At 53.9% G+C, this 26,026-nt stretch carries 40 protein-coding genes and 2 tRNA genes; 21 read left to right on the top strand and 21 right to left on the bottom strand.

The window, feature by feature from the left end:
- Positions 1-14: 14 nt before the first annotated feature.
- Entirely contained in the window at positions 15-248 is a 234-nt protein-coding gene (locus tag ACTJJ7_RS15825) for a hypothetical protein (RefSeq protein WP_440967985.1), read from the top strand.
- Between the two features lie 5 nt (positions 249-253).
- On the opposite strand, the gene ACTJJ7_RS15830 is transcribed toward ACTJJ7_RS15825, so the two are convergent.
- Positions 254-883: a putative metallopeptidase gene (locus ACTJJ7_RS15830; protein WP_440967987.1), complete on the bottom strand. Its 630-nt coding sequence runs from the start codon at positions 881-883 to the stop codon at positions 254-256.
- A 55-nt stretch (positions 884-938) separates the two neighbouring features.
- Positions 939-1,766: a hypothetical protein gene (locus ACTJJ7_RS15835; RefSeq protein ID WP_440967988.1), complete on the bottom strand. Its 828-nt coding sequence runs from the start codon at positions 1,764-1,766 to the stop codon at positions 939-941.
- A gap of 345 nt (positions 1,767-2,111) precedes the next feature.
- On the opposite strand from ACTJJ7_RS15835, the gene ACTJJ7_RS15840 reads away from it, so the two are divergent.
- Both ACTJJ7_RS15840 and ACTJJ7_RS15845 read left to right on the top strand, forming a co-directional pair.
- Positions 2,112-2,738, top strand: coding sequence for a Cap15 family CBASS effector (locus ACTJJ7_RS15840; protein WP_440967990.1), 627 nt, complete (start codon positions 2,112-2,114; stop codon positions 2,736-2,738).
- Positions 2,728-3,834, top strand: a complete 1,107-nt coding sequence (locus ACTJJ7_RS15845; protein WP_440967991.1) for a hypothetical protein — start codon at positions 2,728-2,730, stop codon at positions 3,832-3,834. The genes ACTJJ7_RS15840 and ACTJJ7_RS15845 overlap by 11 nt, the downstream gene beginning before the upstream one ends.
- A gap of 15 nt (positions 3,835-3,849) precedes the next feature.
- Here ACTJJ7_RS15845 and nusG read toward each other — a convergent pair whose 3' ends face one another.
- From nusG to ACTJJ7_RS15875, 6 genes are read right to left on the bottom strand one after another with little or no spacing between them, the layout of a single operon-like run.
- A complete protein-coding gene (nusG, locus tag ACTJJ7_RS15850) occupies positions 3,850-4,437 on the bottom strand; it encodes a transcription termination/antitermination protein NusG (RefSeq protein ID WP_440967993.1) in 588 nt (195 codons plus the stop codon).
- Between the two features lie 19 nt (positions 4,438-4,456).
- Positions 4,457-4,762: a LexA family protein gene (locus ACTJJ7_RS15855; protein ID WP_440967995.1), complete on the bottom strand. Its 306-nt coding sequence runs from the start codon at positions 4,760-4,762 to the stop codon at positions 4,457-4,459.
- A 1-nt stretch (position 4,763) separates the two neighbouring features.
- Positions 4,764-4,994 carry a hypothetical protein gene (locus tag ACTJJ7_RS15860; RefSeq protein ID WP_440967997.1) on the bottom strand — a complete coding sequence of 77 codons (231 nt, stop codon included), beginning with the start codon at positions 4,992-4,994 and terminating at the stop codon, positions 4,764-4,766.
- Positions 4,981-5,595, bottom strand: a complete 615-nt coding sequence (locus ACTJJ7_RS15865; protein ID WP_440967999.1) for a DUF1376 domain-containing protein — start codon at positions 5,593-5,595, stop codon at positions 4,981-4,983. The genes ACTJJ7_RS15860 and ACTJJ7_RS15865 overlap by 14 nt, the downstream gene beginning before the upstream one ends.
- Positions 5,592-5,798, bottom strand: coding sequence for a hypothetical protein (locus ACTJJ7_RS15870; RefSeq protein ID WP_440968000.1), 207 nt, complete (start codon positions 5,796-5,798; stop codon positions 5,592-5,594). Before ACTJJ7_RS15870 ends, ACTJJ7_RS15865 begins: the two co-directional genes overlap by 4 nt.
- A gap of 1 nt (position 5,799) precedes the next feature.
- Positions 5,800-6,045 carry a hypothetical protein gene (locus ACTJJ7_RS15875; protein WP_440968002.1) on the bottom strand — a complete coding sequence of 82 codons (246 nt, stop codon included), beginning with the start codon at positions 6,043-6,045 and terminating at the stop codon, positions 5,800-5,802.
- A gap of 795 nt (positions 6,046-6,840) precedes the next feature.
- On the opposite strand from ACTJJ7_RS15875, the gene ACTJJ7_RS15880 reads away from it, so the two are divergent.
- Positions 6,841-7,071 (top strand): HNH endonuclease, encoded by a 231-nt coding sequence (locus ACTJJ7_RS15880; RefSeq protein WP_440968207.1) that lies wholly within the window; start codon positions 6,841-6,843, stop codon positions 7,069-7,071.
- A 20-nt stretch (positions 7,072-7,091) separates the two neighbouring features.
- On the opposite strand, the gene ACTJJ7_RS15885 is transcribed toward ACTJJ7_RS15880, so the two are convergent.
- The 8 genes from ACTJJ7_RS15885 to ACTJJ7_RS15920 all read right to left on the bottom strand — a co-directional run bounded on the left by ACTJJ7_RS15885 (position 7,092) and on the right by ACTJJ7_RS15920 (position 11,271).
- On the bottom strand, positions 7,092-7,316 hold the full coding sequence (locus ACTJJ7_RS15885) for a LexA family protein (RefSeq protein ID WP_440968003.1): 225 nt from the start codon (positions 7,314-7,316) through the stop codon (positions 7,092-7,094).
- A complete protein-coding gene (locus ACTJJ7_RS15890; RefSeq protein ID WP_440968005.1) occupies positions 7,313-8,110 on the bottom strand; it encodes a hypothetical protein in 798 nt (265 codons plus the stop codon). Before ACTJJ7_RS15890 ends, ACTJJ7_RS15885 begins: the two co-directional genes overlap by 4 nt.
- Before the next feature lie 15 nt (positions 8,111-8,125).
- Positions 8,126-8,545 (bottom strand): hypothetical protein, encoded by a 420-nt coding sequence (locus ACTJJ7_RS15895; protein ID WP_440968007.1) that lies wholly within the window; start codon positions 8,543-8,545, stop codon positions 8,126-8,128.
- A 297-nt stretch (positions 8,546-8,842) separates the two neighbouring features.
- Positions 8,843-9,385: an NUMOD4 domain-containing protein gene (locus ACTJJ7_RS15900; RefSeq protein ID WP_440968008.1), complete on the bottom strand. Its 543-nt coding sequence runs from the start codon at positions 9,383-9,385 to the stop codon at positions 8,843-8,845.
- Complete coding sequence (locus ACTJJ7_RS15905) at positions 9,382-9,612, bottom strand: hypothetical protein (RefSeq protein WP_440968010.1); 231 nt, start codon at positions 9,610-9,612, stop codon at positions 9,382-9,384. Before ACTJJ7_RS15905 ends, ACTJJ7_RS15900 begins: the two co-directional genes overlap by 4 nt.
- Positions 9,609-9,980 (bottom strand): AP2 domain-containing protein, encoded by a 372-nt coding sequence (locus ACTJJ7_RS15910; protein ID WP_440968012.1) that lies wholly within the window; start codon positions 9,978-9,980, stop codon positions 9,609-9,611. The genes ACTJJ7_RS15905 and ACTJJ7_RS15910 overlap by 4 nt, the downstream gene beginning before the upstream one ends.
- 164 nt (positions 9,981-10,144) lie before the next feature.
- Complete coding sequence (locus tag ACTJJ7_RS15915; RefSeq protein ID WP_440968013.1) at positions 10,145-11,032, bottom strand: DUF2312 domain-containing protein; 888 nt, start codon at positions 11,030-11,032, stop codon at positions 10,145-10,147.
- Complete coding sequence (locus tag ACTJJ7_RS15920) at positions 11,029-11,271, bottom strand: hypothetical protein (RefSeq protein ID WP_440968015.1); 243 nt, start codon at positions 11,269-11,271, stop codon at positions 11,029-11,031. Before ACTJJ7_RS15920 ends, ACTJJ7_RS15915 begins: the two co-directional genes overlap by 4 nt.
- Before the next feature lie 86 nt (positions 11,272-11,357).
- Here ACTJJ7_RS15920 and ACTJJ7_RS15925 point away from each other — a divergent pair, with 86 nt between their 5' ends.
- Positions 11,358-12,059 (top strand): S24 family peptidase, encoded by a 702-nt coding sequence (locus ACTJJ7_RS15925; protein ID WP_440968016.1) that lies wholly within the window; start codon positions 11,358-11,360, stop codon positions 12,057-12,059.
- 728 nt (positions 12,060-12,787) lie between these two features.
- Entirely contained in the window at positions 12,788-13,621 is an 834-nt protein-coding gene (locus ACTJJ7_RS15930) for a hypothetical protein (protein ID WP_440968018.1), read from the top strand.
- Between the two features lies 1 nt (position 13,622).
- Here the strand turns inward: ACTJJ7_RS15930 and ACTJJ7_RS15935 are convergent, their stop codons facing one another.
- Positions 13,623-14,126, bottom strand: a complete 504-nt coding sequence (locus ACTJJ7_RS15935) for a DUF488 domain-containing protein (protein ID WP_440968020.1) — start codon at positions 14,124-14,126, stop codon at positions 13,623-13,625.
- A 239-nt stretch (positions 14,127-14,365) separates the two neighbouring features.
- On the opposite strand from ACTJJ7_RS15935, the gene ACTJJ7_RS15940 reads away from it, so the two are divergent.
- Genes ACTJJ7_RS15940 through ACTJJ7_RS16000 form a run of 13 tightly spaced genes read left to right on the top strand, consistent with a single transcriptional unit; the run spans position 14,366 to position 20,397 of the window.
- On the top strand, positions 14,366-14,566 hold the full coding sequence (locus tag ACTJJ7_RS15940) for a hypothetical protein (RefSeq protein WP_440968022.1): 201 nt from the start codon (positions 14,366-14,368) through the stop codon (positions 14,564-14,566).
- The gene (locus tag ACTJJ7_RS15945) at positions 14,563-14,820 is read left to right on the top strand and encodes a hypothetical protein (RefSeq protein WP_440968024.1); all 258 of its coding nucleotides are present in this window, start codon (positions 14,563-14,565) and stop codon (positions 14,818-14,820) included. The genes ACTJJ7_RS15940 and ACTJJ7_RS15945 overlap by 4 nt, the downstream gene beginning before the upstream one ends.
- Positions 14,817-15,029, top strand: coding sequence for a hypothetical protein (locus ACTJJ7_RS15950; RefSeq protein WP_440968026.1), 213 nt, complete (start codon positions 14,817-14,819; stop codon positions 15,027-15,029). Before ACTJJ7_RS15945 ends, ACTJJ7_RS15950 begins: the two co-directional genes overlap by 4 nt.
- Positions 15,026-15,298 carry a hypothetical protein gene (locus tag ACTJJ7_RS15955; protein ID WP_440968027.1) on the top strand — a complete coding sequence of 91 codons (273 nt, stop codon included), beginning with the start codon at positions 15,026-15,028 and terminating at the stop codon, positions 15,296-15,298. The genes ACTJJ7_RS15950 and ACTJJ7_RS15955 overlap by 4 nt, the downstream gene beginning before the upstream one ends.
- A complete protein-coding gene (locus ACTJJ7_RS15960; protein WP_440968029.1) occupies positions 15,295-16,326 on the top strand; it encodes a hypothetical protein in 1,032 nt (343 codons plus the stop codon). The genes ACTJJ7_RS15955 and ACTJJ7_RS15960 overlap by 4 nt, the downstream gene beginning before the upstream one ends.
- Positions 16,327-16,328: 2 nt before the next feature.
- Entirely contained in the window at positions 16,329-16,568 is a 240-nt protein-coding gene (locus tag ACTJJ7_RS15965; RefSeq protein ID WP_440968031.1) for a hypothetical protein, read from the top strand.
- Positions 16,565-17,581 carry a hypothetical protein gene (locus tag ACTJJ7_RS15970; protein ID WP_440968032.1) on the top strand — a complete coding sequence of 339 codons (1,017 nt, stop codon included), beginning with the start codon at positions 16,565-16,567 and terminating at the stop codon, positions 17,579-17,581. The genes ACTJJ7_RS15965 and ACTJJ7_RS15970 overlap by 4 nt, the downstream gene beginning before the upstream one ends.
- Positions 17,578-17,922: a hypothetical protein gene (locus ACTJJ7_RS15975; protein ID WP_440968034.1), complete on the top strand. Its 345-nt coding sequence runs from the start codon at positions 17,578-17,580 to the stop codon at positions 17,920-17,922. The genes ACTJJ7_RS15970 and ACTJJ7_RS15975 overlap by 4 nt, the downstream gene beginning before the upstream one ends.
- Complete coding sequence (locus ACTJJ7_RS15980; protein WP_440968036.1) at positions 17,919-18,107, top strand: hypothetical protein; 189 nt, start codon at positions 17,919-17,921, stop codon at positions 18,105-18,107. Before ACTJJ7_RS15975 ends, ACTJJ7_RS15980 begins: the two co-directional genes overlap by 4 nt.
- Positions 18,107-18,547: a hypothetical protein gene (locus ACTJJ7_RS15985; protein WP_440968038.1), complete on the top strand. Its 441-nt coding sequence runs from the start codon at positions 18,107-18,109 to the stop codon at positions 18,545-18,547. Before ACTJJ7_RS15980 ends, ACTJJ7_RS15985 begins: the two co-directional genes overlap by 1 nt.
- Complete coding sequence (locus tag ACTJJ7_RS15990) at positions 18,547-18,945, top strand: hypothetical protein (protein ID WP_440968040.1); 399 nt, start codon at positions 18,547-18,549, stop codon at positions 18,943-18,945. The genes ACTJJ7_RS15985 and ACTJJ7_RS15990 overlap by 1 nt, the downstream gene beginning before the upstream one ends.
- Positions 18,942-19,214 (top strand): hypothetical protein, encoded by a 273-nt coding sequence (locus ACTJJ7_RS15995; RefSeq protein ID WP_440968042.1) that lies wholly within the window; start codon positions 18,942-18,944, stop codon positions 19,212-19,214. Before ACTJJ7_RS15990 ends, ACTJJ7_RS15995 begins: the two co-directional genes overlap by 4 nt.
- Positions 19,207-20,397 carry a hypothetical protein gene (locus ACTJJ7_RS16000; RefSeq protein ID WP_440968043.1) on the top strand — a complete coding sequence of 397 codons (1,191 nt, stop codon included), beginning with the start codon at positions 19,207-19,209 and terminating at the stop codon, positions 20,395-20,397. The genes ACTJJ7_RS15995 and ACTJJ7_RS16000 overlap by 8 nt, the downstream gene beginning before the upstream one ends.
- 66 nt (positions 20,398-20,463) lie before the next feature.
- Here the strand turns inward: ACTJJ7_RS16000 and ACTJJ7_RS16005 are convergent.
- Positions 20,464-20,540: transfer RNA gene (locus tag ACTJJ7_RS16005), tRNA-Asp, on the bottom strand.
- 190 nt (positions 20,541-20,730) lie between these two features.
- On the opposite strand from ACTJJ7_RS16005, the gene ACTJJ7_RS16010 reads away from it, so the two are divergent.
- Positions 20,731-20,806, top strand: a tRNA-Val gene (locus ACTJJ7_RS16010).
- A 49-nt stretch (positions 20,807-20,855) separates the two neighbouring features.
- Here the strand turns inward: ACTJJ7_RS16010 and ACTJJ7_RS16015 are convergent.
- Positions 20,856-20,978: a hypothetical protein gene (locus ACTJJ7_RS16015; protein WP_440968045.1), complete on the bottom strand. Its 123-nt coding sequence runs from the start codon at positions 20,976-20,978 to the stop codon at positions 20,856-20,858.
- A 47-nt stretch (positions 20,979-21,025) separates the two neighbouring features.
- Here ACTJJ7_RS16015 and ACTJJ7_RS16020 point away from each other — a divergent pair, with 47 nt between their 5' ends.
- Positions 21,026-21,628: a HupE/UreJ family protein gene (locus ACTJJ7_RS16020; protein ID WP_440968047.1), complete on the top strand. Its 603-nt coding sequence runs from the start codon at positions 21,026-21,028 to the stop codon at positions 21,626-21,628.
- A 72-nt stretch (positions 21,629-21,700) separates the two neighbouring features.
- Here the strand turns inward: ACTJJ7_RS16020 and lon are convergent, their stop codons facing one another.
- Positions 21,701-24,127, bottom strand: coding sequence for an endopeptidase La (gene lon, locus ACTJJ7_RS16025; protein ID WP_105735503.1), 2,427 nt, complete (start codon positions 24,125-24,127; stop codon positions 21,701-21,703).
- Positions 24,128-24,608: 481 nt separating this feature from the next.
- Positions 24,609-25,883: an ATP-dependent Clp protease ATP-binding subunit ClpX gene (clpX, locus tag ACTJJ7_RS16030; protein WP_105735507.1), complete on the bottom strand. Its 1,275-nt coding sequence runs from the start codon at positions 25,881-25,883 to the stop codon at positions 24,609-24,611.
- Between the last annotated feature and the right edge of the window lie 143 nt (positions 25,884-26,026).

The following is a 26,026-nucleotide window of genomic DNA, read 5'->3' on the forward strand; positions in this document are numbered from 1 at the left end:
GGGGAGGATTAAGCATGAAACGCACACTGTTGGACTATTACGCCAAAGGTCATTTGGGTCAGTACAAAACCTGGTGGCACTTGGTGGAATACGATGACGGGAGAAAGAGAGTTGAGCACGAATGGGAACATGTCCGCGTGGATGGCACTCTCGAATCCAAAGGCACCAATGAATACTTAATCGATAAGGCACTGTTGATTGCACCCCAAGATGCGCTCACGAAACTGAAAGAGTTAATCGGGCCCTAACCCACTTAAGCAGCACGTAGCTGACATGTGCCACACGCTTGAGCGATGCCAACGTTGGCAATCTCTGGCCCTGCATTGGCTGCGTCTACCAAAGCCCTTACATGCGTGGCATCTGCGCCATATCGGCGAACGACGCCGACAAATTCTTCGATGTCATGTCCCCTCATGCAGAAGACAGGAAGACCGGTGCTCTTGCTGAACTTTGGAGCGCCGAAAGGATCGCGCTCTTGCGCGGCGTGGTAGAGCTCATGCTCGATCAGTGCGCAGAACTCAGCGTCTGAACATTCCATGGCGTACAAAGCATCTATCGTGATGATGAAATTCGGTACGGTGCCAAACCATCCGATGATTTGCTCTTCAGCTCTGGCCTTACCCCACTTGCCCATCATACCGCTTGGCTTACCTTCTTCACATTGACCAAGAATCCTGTGGCCTTTGCGAGCATTTGCAACATTAGTCCAAAGGACCCCTATGGATGCGCTGTTGAGATGGAAATGATCTGGATTGAACAGCTTTGCATCCTCGTCGATGAAGATTGTCCTTGCCCACTCAACCAATTCAGGAGCGGGAGCAAAGGTTATCCTGGCATCGAGTGATATAATTGATTCAGGTGGCAAAGGGCGAGAAATGAACATTCAATTGACCAGTTAAGTACGCACTTCCTAACGCTTCACTGCTACGGCCGTGCCATTACCGTCGCGCGACAAGTCCAATTGTACAATCACCAACCAAACCTAAAACGTCACTTCTACGTCCTAAAAAGCTAACATCCATTGCGTTTTTACCAAATTTGGCGCGATCTTTTACGATGAATGGAAATTCCACTCCGTTTTTGCCCGCCGTCACCAGCTGCAAATCCCCACCGATATCCTTGCGTTCATCATTTCGAATAATTCGGTTGATTAAATTGATCGGCTCAAAGCGCCCTCCGCCAACCTTATCAATCTCCAATTGTTCAAAAAAGTAGCTGCTCCCGCTCCCAAATGCCGCGCAAATGTCCTGATCGATAATGGAGAGCATATTAAGTTTAACAGCAGCCACGCCGTCCTTCACTGTGCATTGCAAATGCGCGACTTGAACATTTCTGTCGTGAGGCATCTTTCCTAAAACTACCATGTCACAAACCGATTTAATGTCCCATATTGCTCCGAAGTCCTTGAAATTGCTCTCCAATATCCGGCGAGCTAATTCTCCAATGTCAGCAATACGTGGAATTTGGCCATGTTCTTTCAACGCCAGCACAGATGTATAGGCCTGAAGTGTGGCGATCGTTGCAAAAGCAACGGAGCTGCTTCCAGCATAACCTATTGCGATGTTTGTATCGAAAACTCGAGTATGTTTTTTTGCGCCGATCGCGAAACAACTTACTCTACAGGAAGTAAATTTGGGCGCATGATTTGTGAGGATTGAACCATCCGAGTTGGTCAATCTACTATCCGCAGCCGCAAAGATGAGACCCTGATCCTTTCGGTGCCAAATCGCCAAAAGCGTCATATGCGCCCCCTCAAGGTCATCCATCGTTCGTAATCGCTATCATCACTGGGAAAGCGAAGGATGGTCAATCTATATTGACTAGGCAAAGTTATCCATGGCGGGAAGCCGTGAAGCTCTTCCCATGCACTCGGCGAGTATTCCCTGTCCCTAGGTCCGCCAGTCAGCCGCAAATCACATCAGTGTCGTATACATGATTGCGAAACTCTTTGGAAGGATTATTTTCATAGTATGGGTAATTACACCTATATGGGTTTGACGTTTTGACCTCAATTGGGCAATGACAATTTCGGTGAACAACAATTCGCACGAATTGCTTTGCCCACGAGTGTCCCATAGTACTTTAAAAGTAATTCAATTTTTGGAGTATCTATGGGCGAACATGAATATTCTGTCGTAGGACACAGTCGCACCAGTATAGGTCGTTACCTTGCTATATTCTCAGCCATAGTCGCTTCGACATTCACAGGCGCTGGAGTGGGCCTCGCGAATCTAGCAGCAACATGGGGGCTTCCTAGCTGGACTCAAAGCATACTGATGGTGCCTATTTCCGCTGCGGTCGTATATTTGATAGTGCATTTCATTTTTAATAAATGGGGTTGGAAGCTTCTTTCTTTCGTTTCGAGTATTCCCAACATTGATGGTCAATGGGAATGCAAAGGGCAAACTATCGAAAATGAAGCCGTTAAATATGAGTGGTCTGGAGCTGTACACATTTCCCAGAATTGGGAAAAAATCCGTGTGTACTTGAGAACAGCACAGTCCGCCTCCTCCAGCGTCTCGGCCGCCCTTGTCCCAGAAGGAGGGAAACGTTGGATGCTAATGTACAGCTATCGAAACGAACCTCGTACTGGCGAGCCATTAAATCCACATTTGGGATACTGCGAACTGTCTTTCGATCCCGGCAGTAAGCGGGCCGAAGGGGATTACTTTAACGCCAGAGGACGGGGCACCTGCGGCAAAATGATACTAACTCGGAGCAAATCTAATGGCGCGTGATTTTGATAGCAGACTTCAAAAACTTAAAGCGCGCCGCATGGGGCCCTCTGATATCCAGAAACGGGTACAGGCTGCCGACGGTTCGTTCGTGCCGATACAAGAGTCGTATCAGAAACGAACAAACAACAAGGCTTCGATGTATGCTCTTGGCGCCATGCAAGAAGTCGATGCGACCTACACACAGAATTCATTTTCTGAGGGTGACCGGGTCAAAAATCAACTTGAAAAGGCGTTAAACGGCAACATTCCAGTTGCATTTGATTACCAAGGATCTGTGCCTTTAAATATTCATATCAAAGGCGTCAGCGATGTCGATCTGCTGCTTCTAAGAAACATCATGGTTGTCTATGATACCGATGGAGCCCGAGCAAATTCTCTCTACTACAGTCCATGGACTGGAGGAACGCCTGAGGACGAACTTTCAGTCCTACGGCGGAAGGCCGAACGAATTCTGGCAGATGCGTTTCCAGAGGCCGATCTTGATATTAGCGGATCGAAAGCAATAACAATTTCTGGCGGATCACTTAGAAGGGAGATCGACGTTATACCAGCACATTGGTACGATAGCGCCGAGTACCAACGAACACTTGAAAAGAAAGATAGAGGGATTTTCATCTTCTTGAAAAAGGAAGGGGCCCGAATGTTGAATTATCCTTTCATGCACATGCACAAGATAAACGAAAAGGACGGTGCAACACTTGGAAATGCAAAGAAAATTATCCGACTGTTGAAAACTCTCATCGCCGATTATGAAGGTATTGGGACAATTGATCTGAGCAGCTACGATATAGCGTCAATAGTCTGGCATTTTAATAGTGTGCAGCTGTTCGTCCAGAATTGGAATGAACTGGGTTTGCTTTGGGTCACTAAGGCGCATTTAGACAGCTTTGTTGCAAACAAGGCGTCGACTCTAGAACTACAAACTCCCGACGGCACCAGGAAGATTATAGATAAAGACTCGAAGTTTTCGTCGCTGGCGTTGCTATCTATCGAACTTGATCAACTGGTTGAAGAAGTGGCAACAGAGCTGCTTGGAACCCGAATTCTTACTCGTGATAGTCTCCAGAAATCATTACAAGGGTCTTTTGTCCCTTAGGGTTCCACGACAGGCTCAAGCCACTGACAAGATTAGCTCCGATGGATCAAAAGTAACGGGCGTCAATCGCCCAAACAATTCGATCAATGCGATTATCTTGCCCGCTTTGGTGACCTCATCAACGACACCTTCAAACGAAGCAAACGGATTGCCAGGCCCCATGACAAGGATATCTCGACCAACCGGAAATTTTCGGGCGGCGTTCTCCTTCGCGGACGCTGCCTCTTCCTTTCGATGAATGCGAGCTGCCCGTGTATCATCGAATGTCATATCAGTTTCGGCGAGAAAGATTGTTTCGACGCTGTTTGCAGAAACACGAATAGGACGACCGCCCACACAAAGGATACTTTCAACGCCATCACAACTACACACCCGATAGAAATTCGCGTCCATACGCTGGAATGAGACAAAGAGATAGCGAGGCATCAACGGACTTTCTCGCAGCGAGTAAGTATGCGTCTTATGGTTCTTCACCTCGACCCGGCGCCGGGGCAGATAGGTCTCGTAGCCGACCTTGCGGATATTCTCCGCGGCCTTGGCTTCAGCCTTCACGTTGGTTCTCACTACGTACCAGTGCTTGTCTTTGTCGATGAATGCTAACATGCCCTGCCCCTGTCTGACCCTACGCCGCGTCTACGAGTGTGATTGACCGGCATTGATGCGACAGCATTTGAATATGCCCGCGCTTCTCCAGCCGATGGATCATGTTGAAGGCCGCCGTCTTCGAGACGCCAAGAGCTTCGGCGGCTTCGGAATAGGTCGGCGCAACGCCATGCTCAGACTGAAAGCCCTTTAGGAAGGCCAATGCTTCTGCCTGGCGCTTGGTCAGGCCGGATGGCTCTGCATTGAACCGGCGAGCTATCTCCCGCGCCAGCGCTGGGCTCACTGCGATAATCCGGTCTGCGCGTTCCTGAATGCTCTCGGACATTTCACTGCACCAGAAGCGATCCGGGCTTAACGCCGGCGCGCGTCATGATTTCCCGCATCTGCTTGCGATAGCGCACCTCGTCGCAGAGCTGGGCAGTTGACGGGCAGAAGGCCTTGTTGACCTCCTTGACCTCACCGAGCCGGAAGCGATGTACTGCAGCGAGAATGTCCTGGCACTCATATTCCTCCACCGCATCGAAGTATGCCCGGATCTGCAAGTCAGGATCGGACATGGGCGATTGAGGGAAACTGCCGAACAGCTTCGCCAGTGATTTGGTTACCTCGATCTTCTCCGCGTTGTTCATCGTTTTGGAACTCCTGAATGAGTGATTGTGCTGCCTCTAAGGGCTTTCGGATGTGGACAAATCCATTGGGTTTTCGCGCACTTGTGCGCCCTGAAAAACTGTTAGGTTTTTCATCTATTCTGTTCTTATCTTTTCTATTAAAGGCGCTTGTCTCAGACTTGTCTTTTAACCCATTGTTTTCATTGACTTCTGCTTCATTTTCGCGCCTATCAGACTGTGATTTCGAGCGGGTTTCATAACTGTTTCGCGCTGATTTCACATCTCTTTTTGCGCGTGAATTGGAGAGATAACCGGCTTCAAATTGGATCTTGTCCTGCTCAATCAGCCCCTCAGTCAGTGCCGTTGCTTTGCGGATTGAACAGCCCAGAATGCCAGCGAGATGGCGGTCATCGCGCATGGTTTCGCCACCGCGTGCGTAAATGAGATCGAGCAATACGATGTATGCGCCGATAAGCTCTGGTCCCATACCCTGAACGCCATCAATGAAGGCTCTGGGCTCGTGTTTGTACCATTCCAATCCGTGTTTCATGCCGCACCTCGTTTGCGCTCTGATGCAGCGCTGTAATCGGATGCCGCTTGTTTCAAGACCTTCAATTCGCGCCAACGAGTTTCGATTTCGTGGTCAGGCCGCTTTCGCTTGCCCTGTGAGAAATCCTGAAGCCAACTCGCTTTGCCGATCACGAGCTTGTTCAGTTCTTCAGCCATTTCGCTGCTTGGAATCCGATCCGTCATCTCAAGCCGCCCGATAAGTTTGACTGTCCATGTCGGGAAACAGCGCGTCTTGTGCGGGGACTATCAGACCGAGCTCAAGAGCGCGGTGGACCGCCCAGGCACCTACGGATGCTCCCCCTGTTTCGATCCAGTATTCCCGCTCGTCGCCAACCTCGGAATGTCGGATGGTCAGGCAGATAGCCTTCCCAGCACGAACCTGAGACATCAGATTTTCAAGACGTACGGATACCTTTGGTTTTTTAGCCATGGTTGCACCTCACGATTGAAACGGGGTTTGCTGGTTTAGGCAGCGCGTCGGCCGGCAATGAGTAAGCGCAGAACAGGATCGCCGCGCCAATGAGGGCCAAACCGCAGAGAATGAATGTGTGAAGCCTGTCGCTCATGCAGCGACTCCCATTGAAAAACGTTGATCGAGATGAAAGGGTTCGATCAGGGCATATTTCGTTTGGGGGATTCTATGAGTTGGGGCTTTGAGCGCGGCCGTATTTATAATCGGCGTAAAGACATTCACGCGCCTTTCGGGGGCCAGCAGCAAGGCGGGATCATCTCGCCGGCCAAGCATGGATTGGTCATTATCATTACCGGCGAAGAAGGCCTTGAACACGGCTATGCTGACCGGTGGCGTCCCGATGGAGTGTTTGAATACTTCGGCGAAGGCCAGGTCGGCGACATGTCCATTCGTGCCGGCAACAAGGCTGTTGCGAACCACTCGATTGACGGTAAGAGCCTGCTTCTTTTCACCAAGACAAAGGCCGGCCTGAGATTTGAGGACGAGTTTGTCTATGACTCTCACCACATCGAACGCGCACCAGATCGTGAAAACAATCTCCGCGACGCTATTGTCTTTGAGCTGAGGCCGATCGGAAGCCTGGTTGAAGTCGTTGAAGCGGTTGCGCCTGCCATTGGAGCAGCGGCGCCTGATCTTGCGGCACTTCGCAAAAAGGCAATGGCGGCCGCCAAGGACAGCCCCGGTAAAACGAAAAAGACCACTACCGTTTTCGAACGCAGTCGAGATGTTCGTGACTATGTCGTTGCCAGAGCTATGGGCAATTGCGAAGGCTGCGAAACCCCTGCCCCATTTCTTCGAGCGAATGGAGTTCCGTACCTGGAACCCCATCACATTCGACGAATGACAGATGGCGGCCCCGACGATCCGCGGCACGTGATCGCGCTTTGTCCCAACTGCCACCGGCGCGTTCATTCGGGCGCTGATGGCGCCCATTACAACTCCACATTGGCTACTAGGATGCTCACGATAGAAGCCAAGAATTAGATCAAGTGGCGAGAGAACGTTCATGCCGGCCTCGCAATGCTGATAGACCGAGCCTTGTTTGGAATGCGGCAGATATAGCCGCGCTCTTCCAAAGCATTCAGAAGGCGGTCAATGCCAGACTTCGACTTGAGCCTGAGGTGGTTACGCATCTCGTCGAACGTCGGCGCGTAACCGTGATCCCGGTCATAGGTGGCAAGGAACGTCATCAGTTCTGATTGGCGTGGTGTAAGGCCGTAGGCTGTCATTTTACCACCCCCGCACCGAATTCTTTGATTGCATCACGGATCTGTTTTGCAGAGGCTTCGAGCTGCTTGGCGATCTGGGAGGGCCCATTCCAAGACCTATCGAGACCTGCTTTACTCATCAGTGCGATGAGCGGCGCGTATTCTTCGATCTGGAAGGAATATATGCTTGACCCGAGCGCCTTCTCGAAGCTCTCCATGAACTTCAAGGCAGTTGCGGCACGCTCGCTATGATTGCCCGCAAGACGATGGATTTCATGTTCCATGCTCCGGGCAAAAGTGGCCTTCTCTTCAATGCGCGCCTTTTGAACGGCGGAAGCCACTATCTCATTGTCGAGTTCCCCTGCACGCCGGACCAATGCCGCAACGAATCCTGGGGTCATCGCTTCAGGTTGAAGAAGCGGCGGGCTCTTTGCGTTGCGGAGCGAGCCATCCTTGAACGTGAACAATCCCCAGTTCGGAGGCAATTCGTCACTTTTCACCATGCCTTGGGGACAGACGAGCGACCAACGATGACAATGCTTGAAAATCGGCATCGATTTGCCGGGGTTTTTCATCTCATTGAGGAAGTCAGTTCTCGATACCTTAACTTCAAAACCGTGGACCTGATGTCCAGTCGACGGCCAAATCCCGACCGATACCGCGTCGGCGTAGGTCTTGATCCTGTTGCCGGTATCGTTGGAAACCTCGAAGAACGTTTGATATGCGGGCGCAGCATAACTGTTACGGATAGCAGTCTTGATCATGCTCGACGTGACCTTCGCCGCCGGTTCAATTTGTGTCAAAAGGTCTGTCATTTGTCGCCTGCCCTTCTATCGATCTTTTGGAGCTTCTTTTGTTTTCTTCGCTTCACGAACCTTCGCCAAAAGCTGCGAAGCCTCGCGCTCAAAATCCTCCATATGAGCATCCGGGTTCACCGACCTTTCGACTTCTAATTCGTGCTTGAGATTTGAAATTTGCTGTTCGCAGAAATGGAGGTATGCGGACCTGATGCGCTGAAATGTGCTGTCATCGACAGTCTTTGCGCGCCGCTTTCTAAGATGATTGAGCGTCCACTTTGAAAGCCGGTACCGGCGTCCCAAACGCTCCATTGCCGGGTACACATCGCCCCAGCCTTGGCTTTCGACATCAACCATGCGGTTGACGTAACCACTGGCAATTTCGGCCCTACTCACGACTTCCGGCTCCGATTTCAATTTGACAACGTGATGCTCGTTTTCTGACAACGTCATGCTCAAAATCCTTGGCTAGATTCACTGCATGACGCAGCGAGTAACCAAAGGAGTGGATCAGACGACGCAGAAAGAACTCGCCCAGGATGGGGCAAACGGCATCAACGGCAGCGATGGGGATCACAGCGTTGATGACAATTTTGAAAGCATTGGATTTCTTGCCGGAACTATCCTGTCCCGTGTGACGGCAAGAAAAGAGGCCACCGGAGCAAATGACCTCGCTCCGGTGGCCAGACATGCTCAAACAACCGCGGGAGGCCTTGGGGTAAGGACGGAAGCGAGCAATATGAAAGGAGATCAATGTTGGGAACAAACGAACCTCCCTTTGATACGAGGGCGAGAAGCACGCTGTTCAAACTCGGCCAGGGTCAAAGGACCTTGAAATGTGCGCCACTGCCTGCACTTGCGGACGTAAGTTCTCTGATACTCAGCCATGCGAGCGCGAACATCCTCTTTGGTTCGGCGCGGGCGCGAGTTCGACCTGGATGGCGGCTTCGGCGGTGCTCCGAAGATAAACCAATGATCCATATTCTCTTGATGGGTGCACCACTCCAAGTTCTCGAAGCAATTGTTTTGCTTGTCGAAATCCTTGTGGTTCACTTCGTCTTTGTTGCCTGGGTTCTCTACGAAAGCAGCAGCGACAAGCCGATGAATTTTGTAATTCTTCGCAATGCCATTCGAACACAGTTTGACGATGAGATACCCGGCTTCTGTTTTGAATGGTTTAAGCACGTGGCCATTGGAATTCATGACCTGACCACGATCGGAAACCCAGTAATTGAAGCCTTCGATTGGCTTCCAAAGCTCGCGGCGAGCAATGAGAAGGATGTGGGAGGTCACTTTGAAACCTCCAAATCTTCGACGGACGAACGTGCTGTCTTCTTGGCGCGGTGAAGCCGCTTTTCAGCGACGCGCAGACGGCGTAACCGGCTTTCCGAAACGCGTTCGGACTCTTCGAGCCGATCAATGAGGCTCAAGACCGAATATGGCGAAATCGGATGACCATGAGTTGCCTGCTCGCGCACATCGTCGAGTTCTGCGTCGGTAAAGTGATCGGTCGGCTTCATGCGACCTCACTGTCAGCCTGGACCAGCTTCGAGCATAGGTGTTCGTGATGATCTTGATTCAGGTATGCAAATTCGCCCCAAGCGGCAAAGGCAAGTTCGTCATAAGCGCGGGCCGCCTCTTCCGGAGTAACAAACCGGCCAATGCACTTCGAACGCCCTTCGACCCTAATCTGAGCTTTCCAAAGGTTCCGTTCCTTGTCGTAAGACACACCTTTGAAACCGGAGATGTTGCCTTTGTACGGACCGGTATTTGCAATGTTTTGTGTTCTATTTGCTTCCCGCAAATTAGAGCGGCGATTGTTGAGGCCATTTCTATCGACGTGATCGACAAGCCGCTCATCTGTGATGCCCAGGATAACGCGGTGCATATAGTACATTCGACTGTTGTGCGTTCCGCCTTCTCTTCGGGATGCATAAACTGTCCCAGACCGATAACCGGCCTGCCAGCGGTATCCCGCGACCAAGTGCGCGTCCGCAGCGTCTATGACTGCGAACTTTCCGCACGTAAGGGGGATTAATATTGACCGCATTGTCATGCTGCAGCCTCCGCCACTGCTTTGCGGCACGAATAGCAATGGTCAAGCGACGATGCTCCGCAAGCCTCTGGCCTTTGGCAGTGCGGCCTGTAATCGCGTACCGTTTTGGGTGCCAGAAACGAAGGAGGTGCGAATTGATCAGTTGCCGTCTCTCCGGCTGTCACGACGCTAAGGCTGTCGTTTCCAAGGTTGCTACTCTCACCTTCTTGAGGGGGCCATACTCCGCGGTTACCGAAGCTGCAGTCATCCCCTGTTCCGCCCATCGTGTCGGACGCCTTGTCCGGCGAATTGGTGGGGAGGTCAGCCGGAGCCGCCTCCCCGGCGCCTTTGGCGCTGGTAGCTGCGGTCACCGAAGGTTGCCCCTCTATTGCAGCCTCAGCCGATGCAGAGGCATCGACCAGTGTAGCGGTCCTCTCGGATACCGCATCGCTTGGCAAATCAGCCAAGGATTCTGTGATTTCGCCCGTCTCCGGGTCTATCTGCTCTTCGCGCTCGATCATGACGTCGATGGCAGCGACAAGAGCATTGCGACCGGTTTCGGTCTGCATGCCGGTTACGATGGTGTGTGCAAGCTTGGGATCGATGCCCTTCTGGGCGGCGTATCCGGTTTTTGCTGCATGCGTATGCGTAGCAAGCGTCGTGCCAGTTTCATAAGAGGTGAGATAAAGATCGAACATTGCTTCGCGTTCGGTGACCGCATCCCGACCAACCTTCTCGACCTTACGCAAGTGGGAGACAACCTGCCCCAAGGCGGTCTTGTCGTATCCTTTGCCCTTGGCCTCCGCATAGATTTCGCGGATTTCAATTGCCAGTTCGTCTTGCTCTTCCTTCAAGTGGAGAACACGATCAATAATGGATTTCAGTTGGGCGTCGGCGGCACTCATGCTGCGCGCTCCAAAGTTGGGCGAGCAACAGCAACTGGCCATTCTGTGTTATCTGGCCAATTGGCCGAGAACCATCGCAGGGCGTCGTTGAAACGACTGATTGTGATATCAGCACCACATCGAAGGGCAGTCAGTTTCTTCGCATCCGCAAAGACGCGATTGCTTACTGTTTTTTCTTCAATGCCATTAGCAATTCGATATGCTTCGGCCACGTCGAGCAGGTGCTGGATGTTGATCATGCCTCTATATGCGGTAATTCTACCGCTAATGTCAACGGTTTTATTACCGCTTTTCGGCATTGATTTAAGCGGTCATTCTACCGCTCATGCTTGATGAAGTATTGAAACGTGTAGAAGAGCGCCTTGAGGCGGTGGGGCTGTCAGCACAGGCAGCGTCATCGAAAGCGGGCTTGAGCAAGGATGCAATCCGCAACATGCAGCGGGCCATTCAACAGAAGGGCCGTGCGGGCGTTTCAACAAAGACGATTACCGCCCTCGCCCCAGTCCTCGAAACGACGATTGCATGGCTACTGGAAGGCGACTGTTCACTGGATGATCAGGCAGCATCCAAGGTCGTCACCGTTTCCTTGATGGGTTTCATCGGTGCCGGCGCTGTCATCGAGCCTGATTTCGAACAAACGCCACCGGAAGGCCTTGACCAGATCCATATGGAAATTCCAATGCCTGGCGACATGATCGCTTTCCAGGTCAAAGGTATCTCTATGCTGCCTCGCTATGACGAGGGTGATGTAGTTATCGTTTGGAGAGATCAGAAACGCGGAACGGACTCGTTCCTTGGGGAAGAAGCGGCAGTTCGGACACGCGATGGCCGAAGATACCTGAAAACGATCCGGCGTGGCGAACGCGGTTACACTTTGGAATCATGGAATGATCACCCGATTGAGAACCAAGAACTCGATTGGGTTGGTGAAATTTACGTGACCATAAGAGCAAACCAACTGCGCCGAATGGTCAATAAAATCAGCAAGCAAGGTGGGATTCAGGGATCGTTTAAACTGCAGTCGTAACGCATTGGGGGATTTATGCGGGGAATAGTAGGCGCTGTCGCATTTATCAGCGCATCTTGGTTGGCGGGGTGCGTTGCGCCGCCTCAATCCTATGCACCGCCAAAGCCATCCGCCCCGGCATCTGTTCAAATTATCCCTTTGCAACACAAGTGGTTTCCCAATGAACGGATTGAGATTGAGACTCTCATTGGGCGCCTGACAAAGTCGAGGCAAGGCACAACACCCTCAGGTTATGCCTATACGATCTATGATGACGGTAGCGGGCATCTTAAGGCTGGACCTGTTGAATGGTCTATCGGTTGCTCGGTCGATAAAATGTCAGATCGTCGCGAGTGCAACATCACGGGGCGGCACGCAGAGCTTTACATTAACTACGGATCCGGCTCAGTCCCAAAGTGGGTTTGCATTCTAGGTCATGACTTCCCCGGTCGCACTGGCGCCATCCGCGTGGATAGCAACAAGCCTGTGACCACTGACACGGATGGATGCGTGGGCGGTTCTTATGTTTCGCAGATGCAATCAGGAAGAGAGATCACTACCCGTCGAGTTGAGTGGCCGTACGATTATTCAAAAGACGCAACTGGCGGATTGGACGGGTTTATAGAAGCCATGCAGCTAGTGACCCATATCAAAAGCAACATTGACGTAATGAAATTCACTGCAGGATGAAACCGGCGCTGCCGGAGGGAAATGATTGGAACGAGCTTGTACCGGATATGGAGTGAGCATTGGCAACAACCCAAACGCGGAGAATACTGATTCTTGCAAAGACTTATCCGTCCCCAAGTAGCAAATACTCGGAAACGTCATGCGTTGCAGGAATTGATGAGAATGGGCGACCGATACGTCTTTATCCGGTACCCTTTCGGCTGATTTCAAATGAACAGCAGTTCCGAAAATGGCAGTGGATTACAGTTCGAATCCAGAAGGCCCCTAAAGACCATAGGCCTGAAAGCAACAAGCTTTTCGTAGACACAATTGAGCGAGACCCAGAACCAATCTCAACCAAAAACAATTGGAGCGCGCGGCGGGACCAGCTTTCGAGATTGCCAGCCTACAGCGACTTCGAGCAGTTGGAGTTGGAGCGGCAAAAGAAAAAAGCAACTCTAGGGATTTTAAGGCCAGCATCCATAAAACGACTTACGATTACACCGGTTAGTGATCCAAATTGGACTGAAGCTGAACTTCAGAAGCTGCTGAAATACCAGCAGCAAGTTGGGCTGTTTGATGATACCGACGAGAAGGCGATCAGGACACTTCGGAAGCTCCCGTTTGATTTTCATTATGAATATGAATGCAATTCTGCATCTCTTGGATTGGCAGAGTATCGTCACAAAATCGTGGACTGGGAAGTCGGCGCATTGTTCTGGCGCTGCTTCGACACTTATGGGATTAATTGGGAGAAGCAATTTCGGGATAAAATTGAAATTGAGCTACCCACCAAAGACTTGATGTTCTTAATGGGAACAATCCATCGATTTCCTGACAAATGGCTTATTGTAAGTTTGATCTACCCACCAAGAGAATTGCCCAAACCAATAACGCTCGATCTCTTTGATTGAATTATTCGGCAGCTAGCATCCCAAAAGTTGGCAAAGCTGATCGATTTCGCTCGTATTTCTTTGGATCGTCCCCGTAGAGATCAAAATGTGCAATGCCATAGTCAATCAATTTTTCAGCAACAATCGATCGATGGCAAGTCGTCGGGTCTCGCTCAAAACAGAGCATGCACGTGATATTCTTTGCAGCTACGCCGGCGAGATCTGCCACACGTTTAGTGGCTTGAGGCGTCTCAATATGATCGGTGTAAATTTTTCGGAATTCATCGAACCGCCCCGCCCTTGCAGCATCCCTGCCCGGCTTTGGATCGCCTAACTCTTGATAAGAATGGTATTCGATACCAGCACGCTCCAAATGCTCGCGCAACGAGTTCTTCGAAAATCCCTTCTTTCGAGAGAGTGGCAATGCCCTCACGTCTGCTAGGACTGCTATACCCACAACCTTTAAAGTCTGAATAAATTTGTCGATATCGGTACCTTCGTATCCGATGGTGTAAATCGTGGACATAGTTGAATTCCTTTCTCCTAAGGAGACCATGGCACGGTTAACATACCATTAGCCAAATTTTCAATCCGCTCAATTGCCGCGCCAGGGCATTCGCCCTTCAGTCGGTTTTTTGTTGCGCTGATTCTGGTAGACCATGAGTGGTCGGGCAAGACAAAAAAGCGGTAATGTTACCGTTTCCTGTTGACTAGCGGTAATTCTACCGTTAAATATATCTCCATCAACAACGGATGGAGACAGCAATGCCAGTCACCGACACAACCTTTGAAGCCCTTGTAGATGCCCGGTGTGAAAGTCTGCGTCCAAGCGGTTACCCAGCAGCTTTCCGTGAATGCATTGAGCGGGCGATCCGCAATGAGCAGAAAGCCCTCAATTGGGTTCCTGCCGATCCCGAATTGATCCGCCAGTGCTCCACTGATGCAATGTTGCAGGTGGCAGCATGACCATCGTCAACGCCAACCTCAAGGCCATCGAGAATTTCTCTCTCGATGCTGCTGATGAGAAGAGCCTCGGCCTCGAACTGTTCGTTCGCAAGCATATAACCCGGTTCGACCGGTCAGGTGCAGTATTTCAGATCAGTCTTGAAGGCACGTTCACCAGCAATACGCGGTACGTCACGGCCGATGAACTCAAAGAAATCCGCGACTGGATCAACTCGGCGCTTATCGCAGCCGAAGAAACGGCGGCAGCAGCATGACGTCCCGCCGCGCACATATCATTGGAACCATTTTCATTGTGGCTGTCGTCACGGCGTCCCTGCAGTTGAGCGGATGCGGTACTTACGCCACCTGGACGCCCCGTGAGCCGGAAGCTGCTCCTGAGTATTCCTGCGCCTCCGGCTACTACAACTGCCGCCTCAGTGAAGGCACCAGTCGCAGCCGGGAACCGAAGGGCGGTAGCAAATGACCAGCTATTCCCACCTTCTCGACTATCTCGGCGACCTTCGCGCTTCTGACCGGCTGGATACGCCTCCCGGCGGCACTGCTGGCTGCGAGCTTTCGGACATCTACCTCTGCATCATCGCGCAGAAGGCAAAGACCGAGGCCGATCCGCTGGAATACCTGCGCCGCATCGCCCTCAAACTTCACAACAAGATGGCCCATGGAAGCTGGCAGAACGCCGCCTTCATTCGCATTGCGAGCTGGACCACTGAATTTCAAAGGATCGCAGCATGACAACCGCATACGCATGGTACTTCAAAGCTTTGGAACTGGTTGGCGATTGCGGCGAACTATCGCGCGATCAGATGAAGGTACTCGGTGTTTCCGAGGCAGATCCGGAAGCAGGCTTCTATCGACGACGTGCCCATAAGGACGGGCCTTGGCAGACTGTCGCCATCTGGTTTGATGCCAAGGGCAAGCGGTATTGCCTTGTTGATGGCAAGGTCACTGAAGCTGAAAGCGCCTGGACTTTCGCTTGCCGCAACCCGATCAGCGAAGCAACCTACCATGCTGTAAGAGGCGGTCAGGAGTGGCCAGGCGAACCCGCTCCAGCCGCAGCACTGTCCAATCTCCCCGCCGATCCTTTCGAGGCATTGAAGGCTGAGTTCGAAAGCGACAAGGAAATCGCCGAGACGTTTCTGAAAACAACGATCACGACCAAAGAGCAGGCGGACAAGGCCGCGTCGTGGACAAAGCGCCTTTCGGCTATCGCAACCAAGGCAATCAGCCTGCACAAGGTCGAGAAGCAGCCCAGCCTTGACGAAGGACGCAAGGTTGATGAGAAATGGCGCGACCTCAAGGAAGAGCCGAAGGAACTGTCCACGAAGGTCAAGCGCCACATGGACGCGTACTTGCTTGAAGAGCAACGCAAAGAGCGCGAGCGGCAGGCAGTGGCCCAACGAGAAGCGGACCGCATTCGGCGCGAGGCTGAGGAAGCTGCGCGTAAGGCTCAAGACGTTTCGACCAATCCGAATGACCCAGTGGACTTGGCAGCGAAGGCGAACGCCGAACAATTGGCCAAGGAAGCCGCTGAGGCAGAACGCGAGGCGCAGGCACGCAATGCCACTGCGGGCCGGACCGGTTCCAGGGTGTCACTTCGCACATTCGTTTCCGCTCGCATCACGGACTACGACAAGGCGCTCGTCGCCCTGAAGGATCACCCCGAAATGAAAGCACTCGTCGAGCAGTTGGCCAACCGAGCGATCCGCTCAGGTCATGATCTCGCTGGCGTTGAGCGCTTTGAAGAACAGCGGGCAGCTTGATCATGGAAGAAGCAGCAAACAAGCGCCTGATCGTGGCCGTCAAATTCGGTTTCAGCGACAAGACCTATGACTACTTCTCGGACATTCCCGTTGAAGTCGGCCAGATGGTTTACGTCGAGACCAGCCGCGGCGAAGCCAAAGTTCAGATCATGGAAATCAAGGATGCGTCGGACCGGGCGGAGAAATCCGTCCTTCGCATCTTCGTCCCCGAAACAACTGATGCGCCGGGAGAAGCCGCATGAACGCTCCAGCTCATATCATCGAGGCCCGTCCACCTGCATTGATGGTCGGTGGAAACGTGAACGCCATTGTTCCTCAGTCAATCGAGGAAATCTGGCGCGTCTCCAAGATGGTCGTCATGGCCGGTCTTGCACCAAAAGCGCTTGTTGGTCGAAAGACCGGCGACGATGCGGTCAGCGCAGTCGCGATTGCGATCATGGCCGGCGCCGAACTGGGTATGCCGCCTATGGTCTCCCTGCGAAGCTTCACCGTGATTGGTGGACGGCCGGCGCTTTACGGGGACGGCATCATCAACGTTACCCGCCGATCCAAGAAGGCTGCCTACATCCGTACCGGATACGATGAAGTGCGTGGCATCGGCTGGTGCGAAGCCAAACGCGCCGATACCGGTGAAACCAAACGCGAAGAGTTTTCCATCGAAGATGCCAAACGCGCGGGCCTTTGGGACGAACGTCCTTTTGTCAAAAAGCAGGACTGGACCACCAAGGAATGGTCCGATGTCCCCAATGAAGCCCCGTGGTTCCGCTATCCGCAGCGTATGCAGAAATGGCGCGCAGCGGGATACTGCCTTCGGGAACTCTTCGCCGACGTGCTTGGCGGCATTACCGATGAGTACGAGGCTCGCGAGATTGCCGGTGAAATTTACGAGCCTGAGCAGAAAGCTCCACCAACACCACCCTCACCGCCTTCACCACTGTCTGCATTGCGTGGCGTTGATCCAATTCCAGGCAACGGTGATGACAAATATCTCGACGACGCAACCGACGTTGAGATCGAACAACGGTCAATGGAGCTTTTGCCACCGTCGCCGTCGAAGCCTGCTGTTCAAACGGCAACTGACAACCCGGCAGACGTAATCTCCGATGCTGAAACCCGCTTTGCATGTGTTCAGGACGAAGGCGACTGGGAAGAGCTTCGTTCCGAGTTTGCGCACCTGCAAGAGACTTTCTTCCCGCCGGACTGGGACAAGCTCGTCGACATCATGCGGCAAGCCTATGACCGGGTGGCAGCATGAGCCCGCGCTTCACGATCCGAGACGAAACAGTTCACATGGCATTCGACATGTTGGAAGTGCATGCGCAACCGGCAGCCGCGGCCAAGGCAATGCGGGAACGCAGGGAAGATGAAAGGCGGGCTGCAAAGGCCCGTGCCTTCCTCAAGGCCACCGGAAGCGTCGCCGAGCGCGATGCTCACTCCCTGCTATCGGAAGATTTCAAGCTGGCTTGTGAGCGCTTCTATGCCGCCGTCGAGGCTGATGAAGAATATCGGAACCAGCGCGGCAAATGCGAAGCCATCATTGAGGCCTGGCGCACTTGTCAGAGCAATTATCGGGCAATGGGGAAAATCGCATCATGACCTCCATTCCCCTGCACGCACCATATGAAGTCCGCCGGTCAAAGGTCTTGGCCGCCATCTATGATCGTACTCATCTTCAATTGAAGCTTGAGGTCGCGCAGAACGAAGCCGTATTCGCGCAGATGGAGACTGAACTTGGTCAGATCGTTGAACGTGCCGTCAAGCGCGCGCGGAGGGCGAACTGATGGTGGGGTCGGTCCTCTACAACGGCGAACAGTTTTTCTTCAGCACCTGTCCTCGGTGCAAAGTTCAGCACGCCTTCCCGCGCTACATTTATGAGGCAGCACAAGCACGCAAGGGTACCAAGAATACCTCTGGATACCTTGTGTTCTGCCCAAATGGCCATGAGTGGCACTACAGAGAATGCGAAAGCCGCGAAGACGAACTTCGCCGGGAACGTGACCTTCTCAAGCAACGGTTATCCCAGAAAGATGACCAGATCGTCTGTGAGAGGGAACTCCGGACAGCAGCCGAACGCTCAGCAGCGGCTCACAAAGGCCAAATCACGCGCCTGAAGAACCGTGCAGCAGCCGGCGTCTGCTCTTGCTGCAATCGTTCCTTTGAGAACCTGCGGCGGCACATGTCAAACCGACATCCGGCATTTGTTGCCGAAGAGGTGGCGTGATGGCTCGCCGCGAATTCTCACGTACCGTGTATGCCGAGATCGTCAAGCGCGCGATGCATCCGAAGCACGGCATTTTCTGCGAAGGATGCGGCCTGATTCTCGGCAAGAAGCTCTACGCAGTTGACCATATCAAACCGGATGGCCTTGAAGTCGACAAGACCCGAAAGCTGACGGCCGCCGACGGTCAACTCCTCGGCGTGGAGTGCTGCCACAAGCCAAAGACAAAAATCGATATGGCTGTGATTTCAGAAGCCAAGCGCCGCGAGGAAAAGCACCTCGGCATGAAGCGCCCAAAAGGCGCGATCAAGTCGCAAGGCTTTCCGAAGTACGCCAAGCCCTCCCCAACTCTCTCCAAGCCCTTGCCACCGCGCAAGCTCTATCAGGAGCGGTTGCCATGAGTGATATTCGCTTTAGCATTGATCCCCGCCTAGTACCGCCCGTCAAGGCTGCGCGGCGATTGCATCTGACGCTAGCGGAGTTTGAGGACAAACGGCGCGCGCTCGAGCAAATCGGTTTTCCGGAAGCCTTCCCGATCACCGGGTTTTACGATCTTGCAGCGATCGACGCGTGGCTGGATCGGCGATCGGGGCTTGGCAACGCGGGGCAAAAATCCGTAGCATTGGATGCGAAGGATGTTGTCGCGCAAAGGATTGCCGCACTTGGCTAACATCAAGCTCAAGCATTACGTGATCCGCAAGGGCAAACATGCGTACTGGATGCCCACGCCCAAGATGCGTGCCCTTGGCTTTCAGACTGTTCCCTGCGGCCATGATGGACCTGATGCCTGGGCAATCGCTCGTGAGTGGGAAGAACGCTATCAGCGCACGCGAAAGGGCTTAGAAGAGCCAATCCTGCAGGTGTACCCGGTAAACAGTGTTGGAGACGCCTTCTATCGTTTCCGTCGTACAAACGAATGGGCACGCAAGCCGCCCCGGACCCGTGAAGATTGGGAACGAGGGTGGAAATACATTGAACCAATCTTTGGAGATGTGGCTCCAGAAACCATATCCATGGAGAATATGGACAAATGGTATGCCAGCCTTATCAAGAAAAAGGGCGTAGGCGAGGCTGGGCGCGCGATGAAGACGTGGCGGGCGCTCTATACCGTCATGACCGCGATGAAGCTCTGTACGCCCAAACAGGACCCTTCCCGCGCGATTCAGAAACAGAGCGTACCAGGCAGAACACAAATCTGGTCAGAGGGCGAAGCCACACGCCTGGTCAAAAGTGCATGGCGAGCAGGCTATAAAGGCTTGGCCTGCATCATTGCCATTGCATGGGACACCAGCTTTTCGCCAGTCGATTGCCGTACACTCACCCCCGCGCACGCTGTATCCGCAGGGGACGATTGGGGATTTTTGACCGCCCGCGGCAAAACCACGATGACCGCCTTCGGGATCATGTCCCGAAGGACGCGCCGCCTCGTGCAAGCTTACATTGCAGGTCTCGATTATGATCTGCACGATGACGCGCCAATTTTCCGCACGCGCGGTGCAGCGCCCGGCCCGAAAGGCGGCCGGCGACACAACCCGGTCCCATTCACCAAAGGCAGCCTGATCGATGATTTTGCCGATGTACGCCTGTTGGTGTTTGGCAAAGATGAAAAGCGTCGACTCTCAGACATGCGCCGGACCGGAGCAGTCGAAGCTGTATCCGGCGGTGGCACCGTAGAATCAATCGCTGCAAAAATGGGTAACAGCATCGACCAGAACAAAACGCTGCAAAAAACGTACATCCCGGTGAATCTGGCAGCAGTGCGCGCAGCCGATGAATCGCGCAAGATCGGGCGCAAAAACATAGCCGAAGAACGAAATGAGATCAAAAAGTTGAAACTAGGGGAGAAAAGGTAGTTGAAACTGCGGGGTCCGCCACTTTTCCTCTAAGCAACTATCTATCTGATAAACTTAGGGGAAAAGTGGCGCGAGTGACGGGGCTCGAACCCGCGACCTCCGGCGTGACAGGCCGGCACTCTAACCAACTGAGCTACACCCGCGCACTTTGCAAACCAGAAATTCATCTGGTGTGAGCGGTCGTTTAAGGGGTTCGCGGGGGAGTGTCAAGCGCTAGTGGACAGGAAAAATGCGATTGTGAAAAACTCTTCAAACAAATCATAAAAGTGTCTCATACCCTCTTGCCAATATCGCACGAAACGCCTAAACGCTCCCCACACACCCTTTGTGAGGGGGCGATTAGCTCAGTTGGTAGAGCGCTTCGTTTACACCGAAGATGTCGGGAGTTCGAGTCTCTCATCGCCCACCATTCCCCCAGCGGAATAGTTTCTTCCCTTTCTTCAAGTCGAGATAACCGGTCAATTCACATCGCAGGCGCCATGCGCGCGATCGGAATATGGCATCCGGCAGCAACGGATTTTTGCCGCGGCAGTGAGCACCTGCAACATTTTATCCTTTGCGCCCGCGATTTTCTGCGGCAACACTGTTCTCCTCCTTCCAAGAGCAAACCAAATAACGGGAACATCACATGCCAAACAACCGCGCAGCACGAATCGCAACCCTCTCCTTCGCCACGCTTTACCCTGCCCTTGCCCATGCGCATGTCGGCGTGGGTGACACCAGCGGCTTTACGCATGGCTTCGCCCACCCCATGTCCGGCCTTGATCACGTCCTAGCGATGATTCTCGTCGGCATCTTTGCCTTCCAGCTGGGCGGACGCGCCCTGTGGCTCGTTCCGGCAGCGTTTGTCGGCATGATGGCCGCTGGCGGCGCACTTGGCGCTGCCGGAGCGAGCCTGCCCTTCGTCGAACTCGCCATCGCGCTCTCGGTGATTGTGCTCGGAGCAGCCGTCGCCTTCGAAATTCAGGCGCCGGTGGCCATTGCAACCGCTCTCGTCGGCCTCTTCGCCATTTTTCATGGCTACGCCCATGGCGCGGAAATGCCGGAAAGCGCCGGCGGCCTCGCCTATGCGGGCGGCTTCATGGCTGCCACCGCCCTGCTCCACGTCGCCGGTATCGGCATCGGCTTTGCCATCGGCGGAATCAGCCGCCACACCGGCCCCGGCGTGGTGCGAATCATTGGCGGCCTGGCGGCGCTCGCGGGCGTCGGCATCCTAACAGGCACGCTCTAAACAATTCGAATGCCGAATCAAAAAAGCCGGGCAATTGCTTGCCCGGCTTTTGTTTGTTTATTTCCGGTGGCTTCAGTGCGCGATCTGCGCCGAAGCATCATCTTCGACCACGGCGGCGGCAGGCACATTGACCGGCTCCGTCCATTCGATCGGCTCCGGCTGACGCACGAGCGCATGCCTGATCACTTCCCCGGCACGCGATACCGGGATGATCTCAAGGCCGTTCTTCACATTGTCCGGAATCTCCGCCAGATCCTTGGCGTTTTCTTCCGGGATCAGAACCGTCTTGATGCCGCCGCGCAGGGCAGCCAGCAGCTTCTCCTTCAGGCCGCCAATCGGCAGGACCCGTCCGCGCAGCGTGATCTCGCCGGTCATGGCGATATCCTTGCGCACCGGAATACCGGTCAGGATCGAGACAATGGCCGTTACCATCGCAATACCGGCCGACGGACCATCCTTCGGCGTCGCGCCTTCCGGCACGTGCACATGGATGTCCCTGCGGTCGAACAGCGGCGGCTCGACGCCGAAATCGATGGCTCTGGAGCGGACATAGGATGCCGCTGCGGAAATCGATTCCTTCATCACGTCGCGCAGGTTGCCCGTCACGGTCATGCGGCCCTTGCCGGGCATCATGACGCCTTCGATGGTCAGCAGTTCGCCGCCCACCTCGGTCCAGGCAAGACCCGTGACAACGCCCACCTGATCTTCACCGTCGATCTGGCCGAAGCGGAATTTCTGCACGCCGAGATAGTCGTTGATGTTGGCCTCGGTGACCTTCACCGTCTTCTTGGTCTTCGACTTCAGAATTTCCGTCACTGCCTTGCGGGCAAGCTTCATCAGTTCCCGTTCGAGACTGCGCACACCGGCTTCCCGCGTGTAATCGCGGACGATGGCACGAATCGCGCCTTCCGATACGGAAAACTCCTTCGGCTGCAACGCATGATCGCGGATGGCCTTGGGCAGGAGGTGCCGCTTGGCAATCTCGACCTTCTCGTCTTCCGTGTAACCGGCAATACGGATGATCTCCATGCGGTCCATCAGCGGACCGGGGATGTTCAGCGTATTGGCCGTCGTCACGAACATCACGTTCGAGAGGTCATATTCGACCTCGAGATAGTGATCCATGAAGGTTGAGTTCTGTTCCGGATCAAGCACCTCGAGCAGAGCCGATGACGGATCACCGCGGAAATCCTGGCCCATCTTGTCGATTTCATCGAGCAGGAAGAGCGGATTGGACTTCTTTGCCTTCTTCATCGACTGGATGACCTTGCCGGGCATCGAACCGATATAGGTGCGGCGGTGACCGCGGATTTCAGCCTCGTCACGCACGCCGCCAAGCGACATGCGGACATATTCACGGCCGGTTGCCTTGGCGATCGAGCGGGCCAGCGAGGTCTTGCCGACGCCGGGAGGACCAACGAGGCACAGGATCGGACCTTTGATCTTGGTCGACCGCGACTGCACGGCGAGATATTCCACGATCCGGTCTTTCACCTTGTCGAGGCCGTAATGTTCAGCATCCAGGATCTCGTCGGCGAGGTTCAGGTCGTTCTTCACCTTCGACTTCTTGCCCCACGGAATGGTCAGCAGCCAGTCGAGATAATTGCGCACAACCGTCGCTTCGGCGGACATCGGGCTCATCTGGCGAAGCTTCTTCAGCTCCTGATTGGCCTTTTCGCGCGCTTCCTTGGAGAATTTCGTCTTCTTGATGCGCTCTTCCAGCTCGGCTGCCTCGTCGCGGCCGTCTTCGCCGTCGCCGAGTTCCTTCTGGATCGCCTTCATCTGTTCATTGAGGTAGTACTCGCGCTGGGTCTTCTCCATCTGGCGCTTGACGCGCGAACGGATACGCTTTTCCACCTGAAGAACGGAAATTTCCGACTCCATGAACGACATGGCCTTTTCCAGCCGTGCGCGCACGGACAGGATCGACAGCATGTCCTGCTTCTCGGGAATCTTGATCGCAAGATGCGAGGCGACCGTATCGGCCAGCTTCGAGTAGTCCTCGATCTGTCCGGCAGCGCCAACGACTTCAGGCGAAATCTTCTTGTTCAGCTTCACGTAGTTTTCAAAGTCCGACACGACGGAGCGGGCCAGGGCTTCGATTTCCACCGCATCTTCGGCCGGTTCCGACAGCGTCGTGGCATTGGCTTCGTGGTAATCCTCGCGGTCGCTGAAACCGGTGATTTCAGCGCGGGCAATACCTTCGACCAAAACCTTGACCGTACCGTCCGGCAGTTTCAGCAACTGCAGGACATTGGCGATGGTGCCGATGTTGTAGATGGCATCCGCCTGCGGATCATCATCCGCAGCGTTCTTCTGTGTGGCAAGCAGGATTTGCTTGTCGACGCCCATCACTTCCTCAAGTGCGCGAATGGATTTTTCGCGACCGACAAAGAGCGGAACGATCATGTGTGGGAAGACAACGATATCGCGCAATGGCAAAACGGCATAAAGCCCGCTTTCTCCACCCGCCAGTGTCTTCTTGCTTGCAACCGTCATTTCATGTCCTTTCTCAGGCCAATCGGCCTAGATCGCCACATCCGGGTACCCTTTGGTTGCCTGATCTTTCCAAAAGTCGGGATCACTTTTGGGGATCATGCGAAGAGCGGCATACGACCGGCTGTGCAGCTTAACCTTTACTTGGAGTGGCGGGGCTCTGGTTTCAAGCGCCCCGGTTTCAAGCTCGGTCACAGAATCGTAATCTATCCTGCTCCTACCAAACTCCAAGCGCAATCTTTTGCGATGCAGCACACCTCTGAAGAGGATGATTTTCGTGGAAATCATCTGTCGACGGGGGCGATACTGCCCGGCCTACACTGTCTTACCGACGCTGCTCTGCAAAAATTGTGCGCCCCTTGTGGTTAATCAACCGTAAATATTGTTTCGTGGCGCAATTAAGACCCGCAACAAACGCCAAGGTCAAAATGCAAAAGGCTCCGCTGATGCGGAGCCCCTGCTTCCCAGGCATTGGTTCGGTGTCTTATGCCGAAACATTGCCCTTTTCTTCCTTGCGCTCGGCATAGATGTAGAGCGGGCGCGAATTGCCCTCAACCACATCGCCGGAGATCACGACCTCCTGAACGCCATCGAGCGTCGGCAGTTCATACATCGTGTCGAGCAGGATCTTTTCCATGATCGAACGCAGGCCGCGTGCGCCGGTCTTGCGGGCAATGGCCTTGAGGGCGATTGCCTTCAGCGCGTCCTCATGGAACGTCAGCTCGACGTTTTCCATGTCGAACAGGCGCTGGTACTGCTTGACCAGGGCGTTCTTCGGTTCCGACAGAATCTGCACCAGGGCAGCTTCGTCGAGATCCTCGAGCGTGGCGATGACAGGCAGACGGCCGACAAATTCGGGGATGAGACCGAATTTCAACAGATCTTCCGGTTCAAGCTCGCGGAAGATCGCGCCGACGCGGCGATCATCCGGCGCCTTCACCGCAGCGCTGAAGCCGATGGAGGTCTTTTCGCCGCGTGCCGAGATGATCTTGTCGAGACCGGCAAAGGCACCGCCGCAGATGAACAGGATGTTGGTCGTGTCCACCTGCAGGAACTCCTGCTGAGGATGCTTGCGTCCGCCCTGCGGCGGAACGGAAGCGACCGTGCCTTCCATGATCTTCAGCAGCGCCTGCTGCACGCCCTCACCCGACACGTCGCGTGTGATCGACGGATTGTCGGACTTGCGGCTGATCTTGTCGACTTCGTCGATATAGACGATGCCGCGCTGGGCCCGCTCGACATTGTAGTCGGCCGACTGCAGCAGCTTGAGAATGATGTTCTCGACATCCTCGCCGACATAACCGGCTTCCGTCAGCGTCGTCGCGTCTGCCATTGTAAACGGCACGTCGATGATGCGGGCGAGCGATTGCGCCAGATAGGTTTTGCCGCAACCGGTTGGGCCAACGAGAAGGATGTTGGACTTCGCCAGTTCGACTTCATTGTTTTTCGATGCGTGGGCCAACCGCTTATAGTGGTTGTGCACCGCGACAGAGAGAACACGCTTGGCATGGTTCTGGCCGATGACGTAATCATCGAGCACCGCCATGATTTCCTGCGGCGTCGGAACGCCTTCGCGGGATTTCACCATCGAGGATTTGTTTTCCTCGCGGATGATGTCCATGCACAGCTCAACGCATTCATCGCAGATGAAAACAGTCGGGCCCGCAATCAACTTGCGAACTTCGTGCTGGCTCTTCCCGCAAAACGAGCAATAAAGCGTATTCTTTGAATCACCGCCGCCGTTGCTGACTTTGCTCATTGCAGTTTCCTTTCAGTATCGGCGCCCTGTTTGGCCGGGAACCGTTCACCCCCTTTGGGACTCTGCCCTGCGGGGAATGATTCGAATAGTAATTCGAAGAATAGGCTTCCTCTACTCACCAATCACTTAACGTAGCGTCTGTT

It is taken from the genome of Phyllobacterium sp. 22229 (assembly GCF_052056495.1).
Taxonomy (GTDB): domain Bacteria; phylum Pseudomonadota; class Alphaproteobacteria; order Rhizobiales; family Rhizobiaceae; genus Phyllobacterium; species Phyllobacterium myrsinacearum.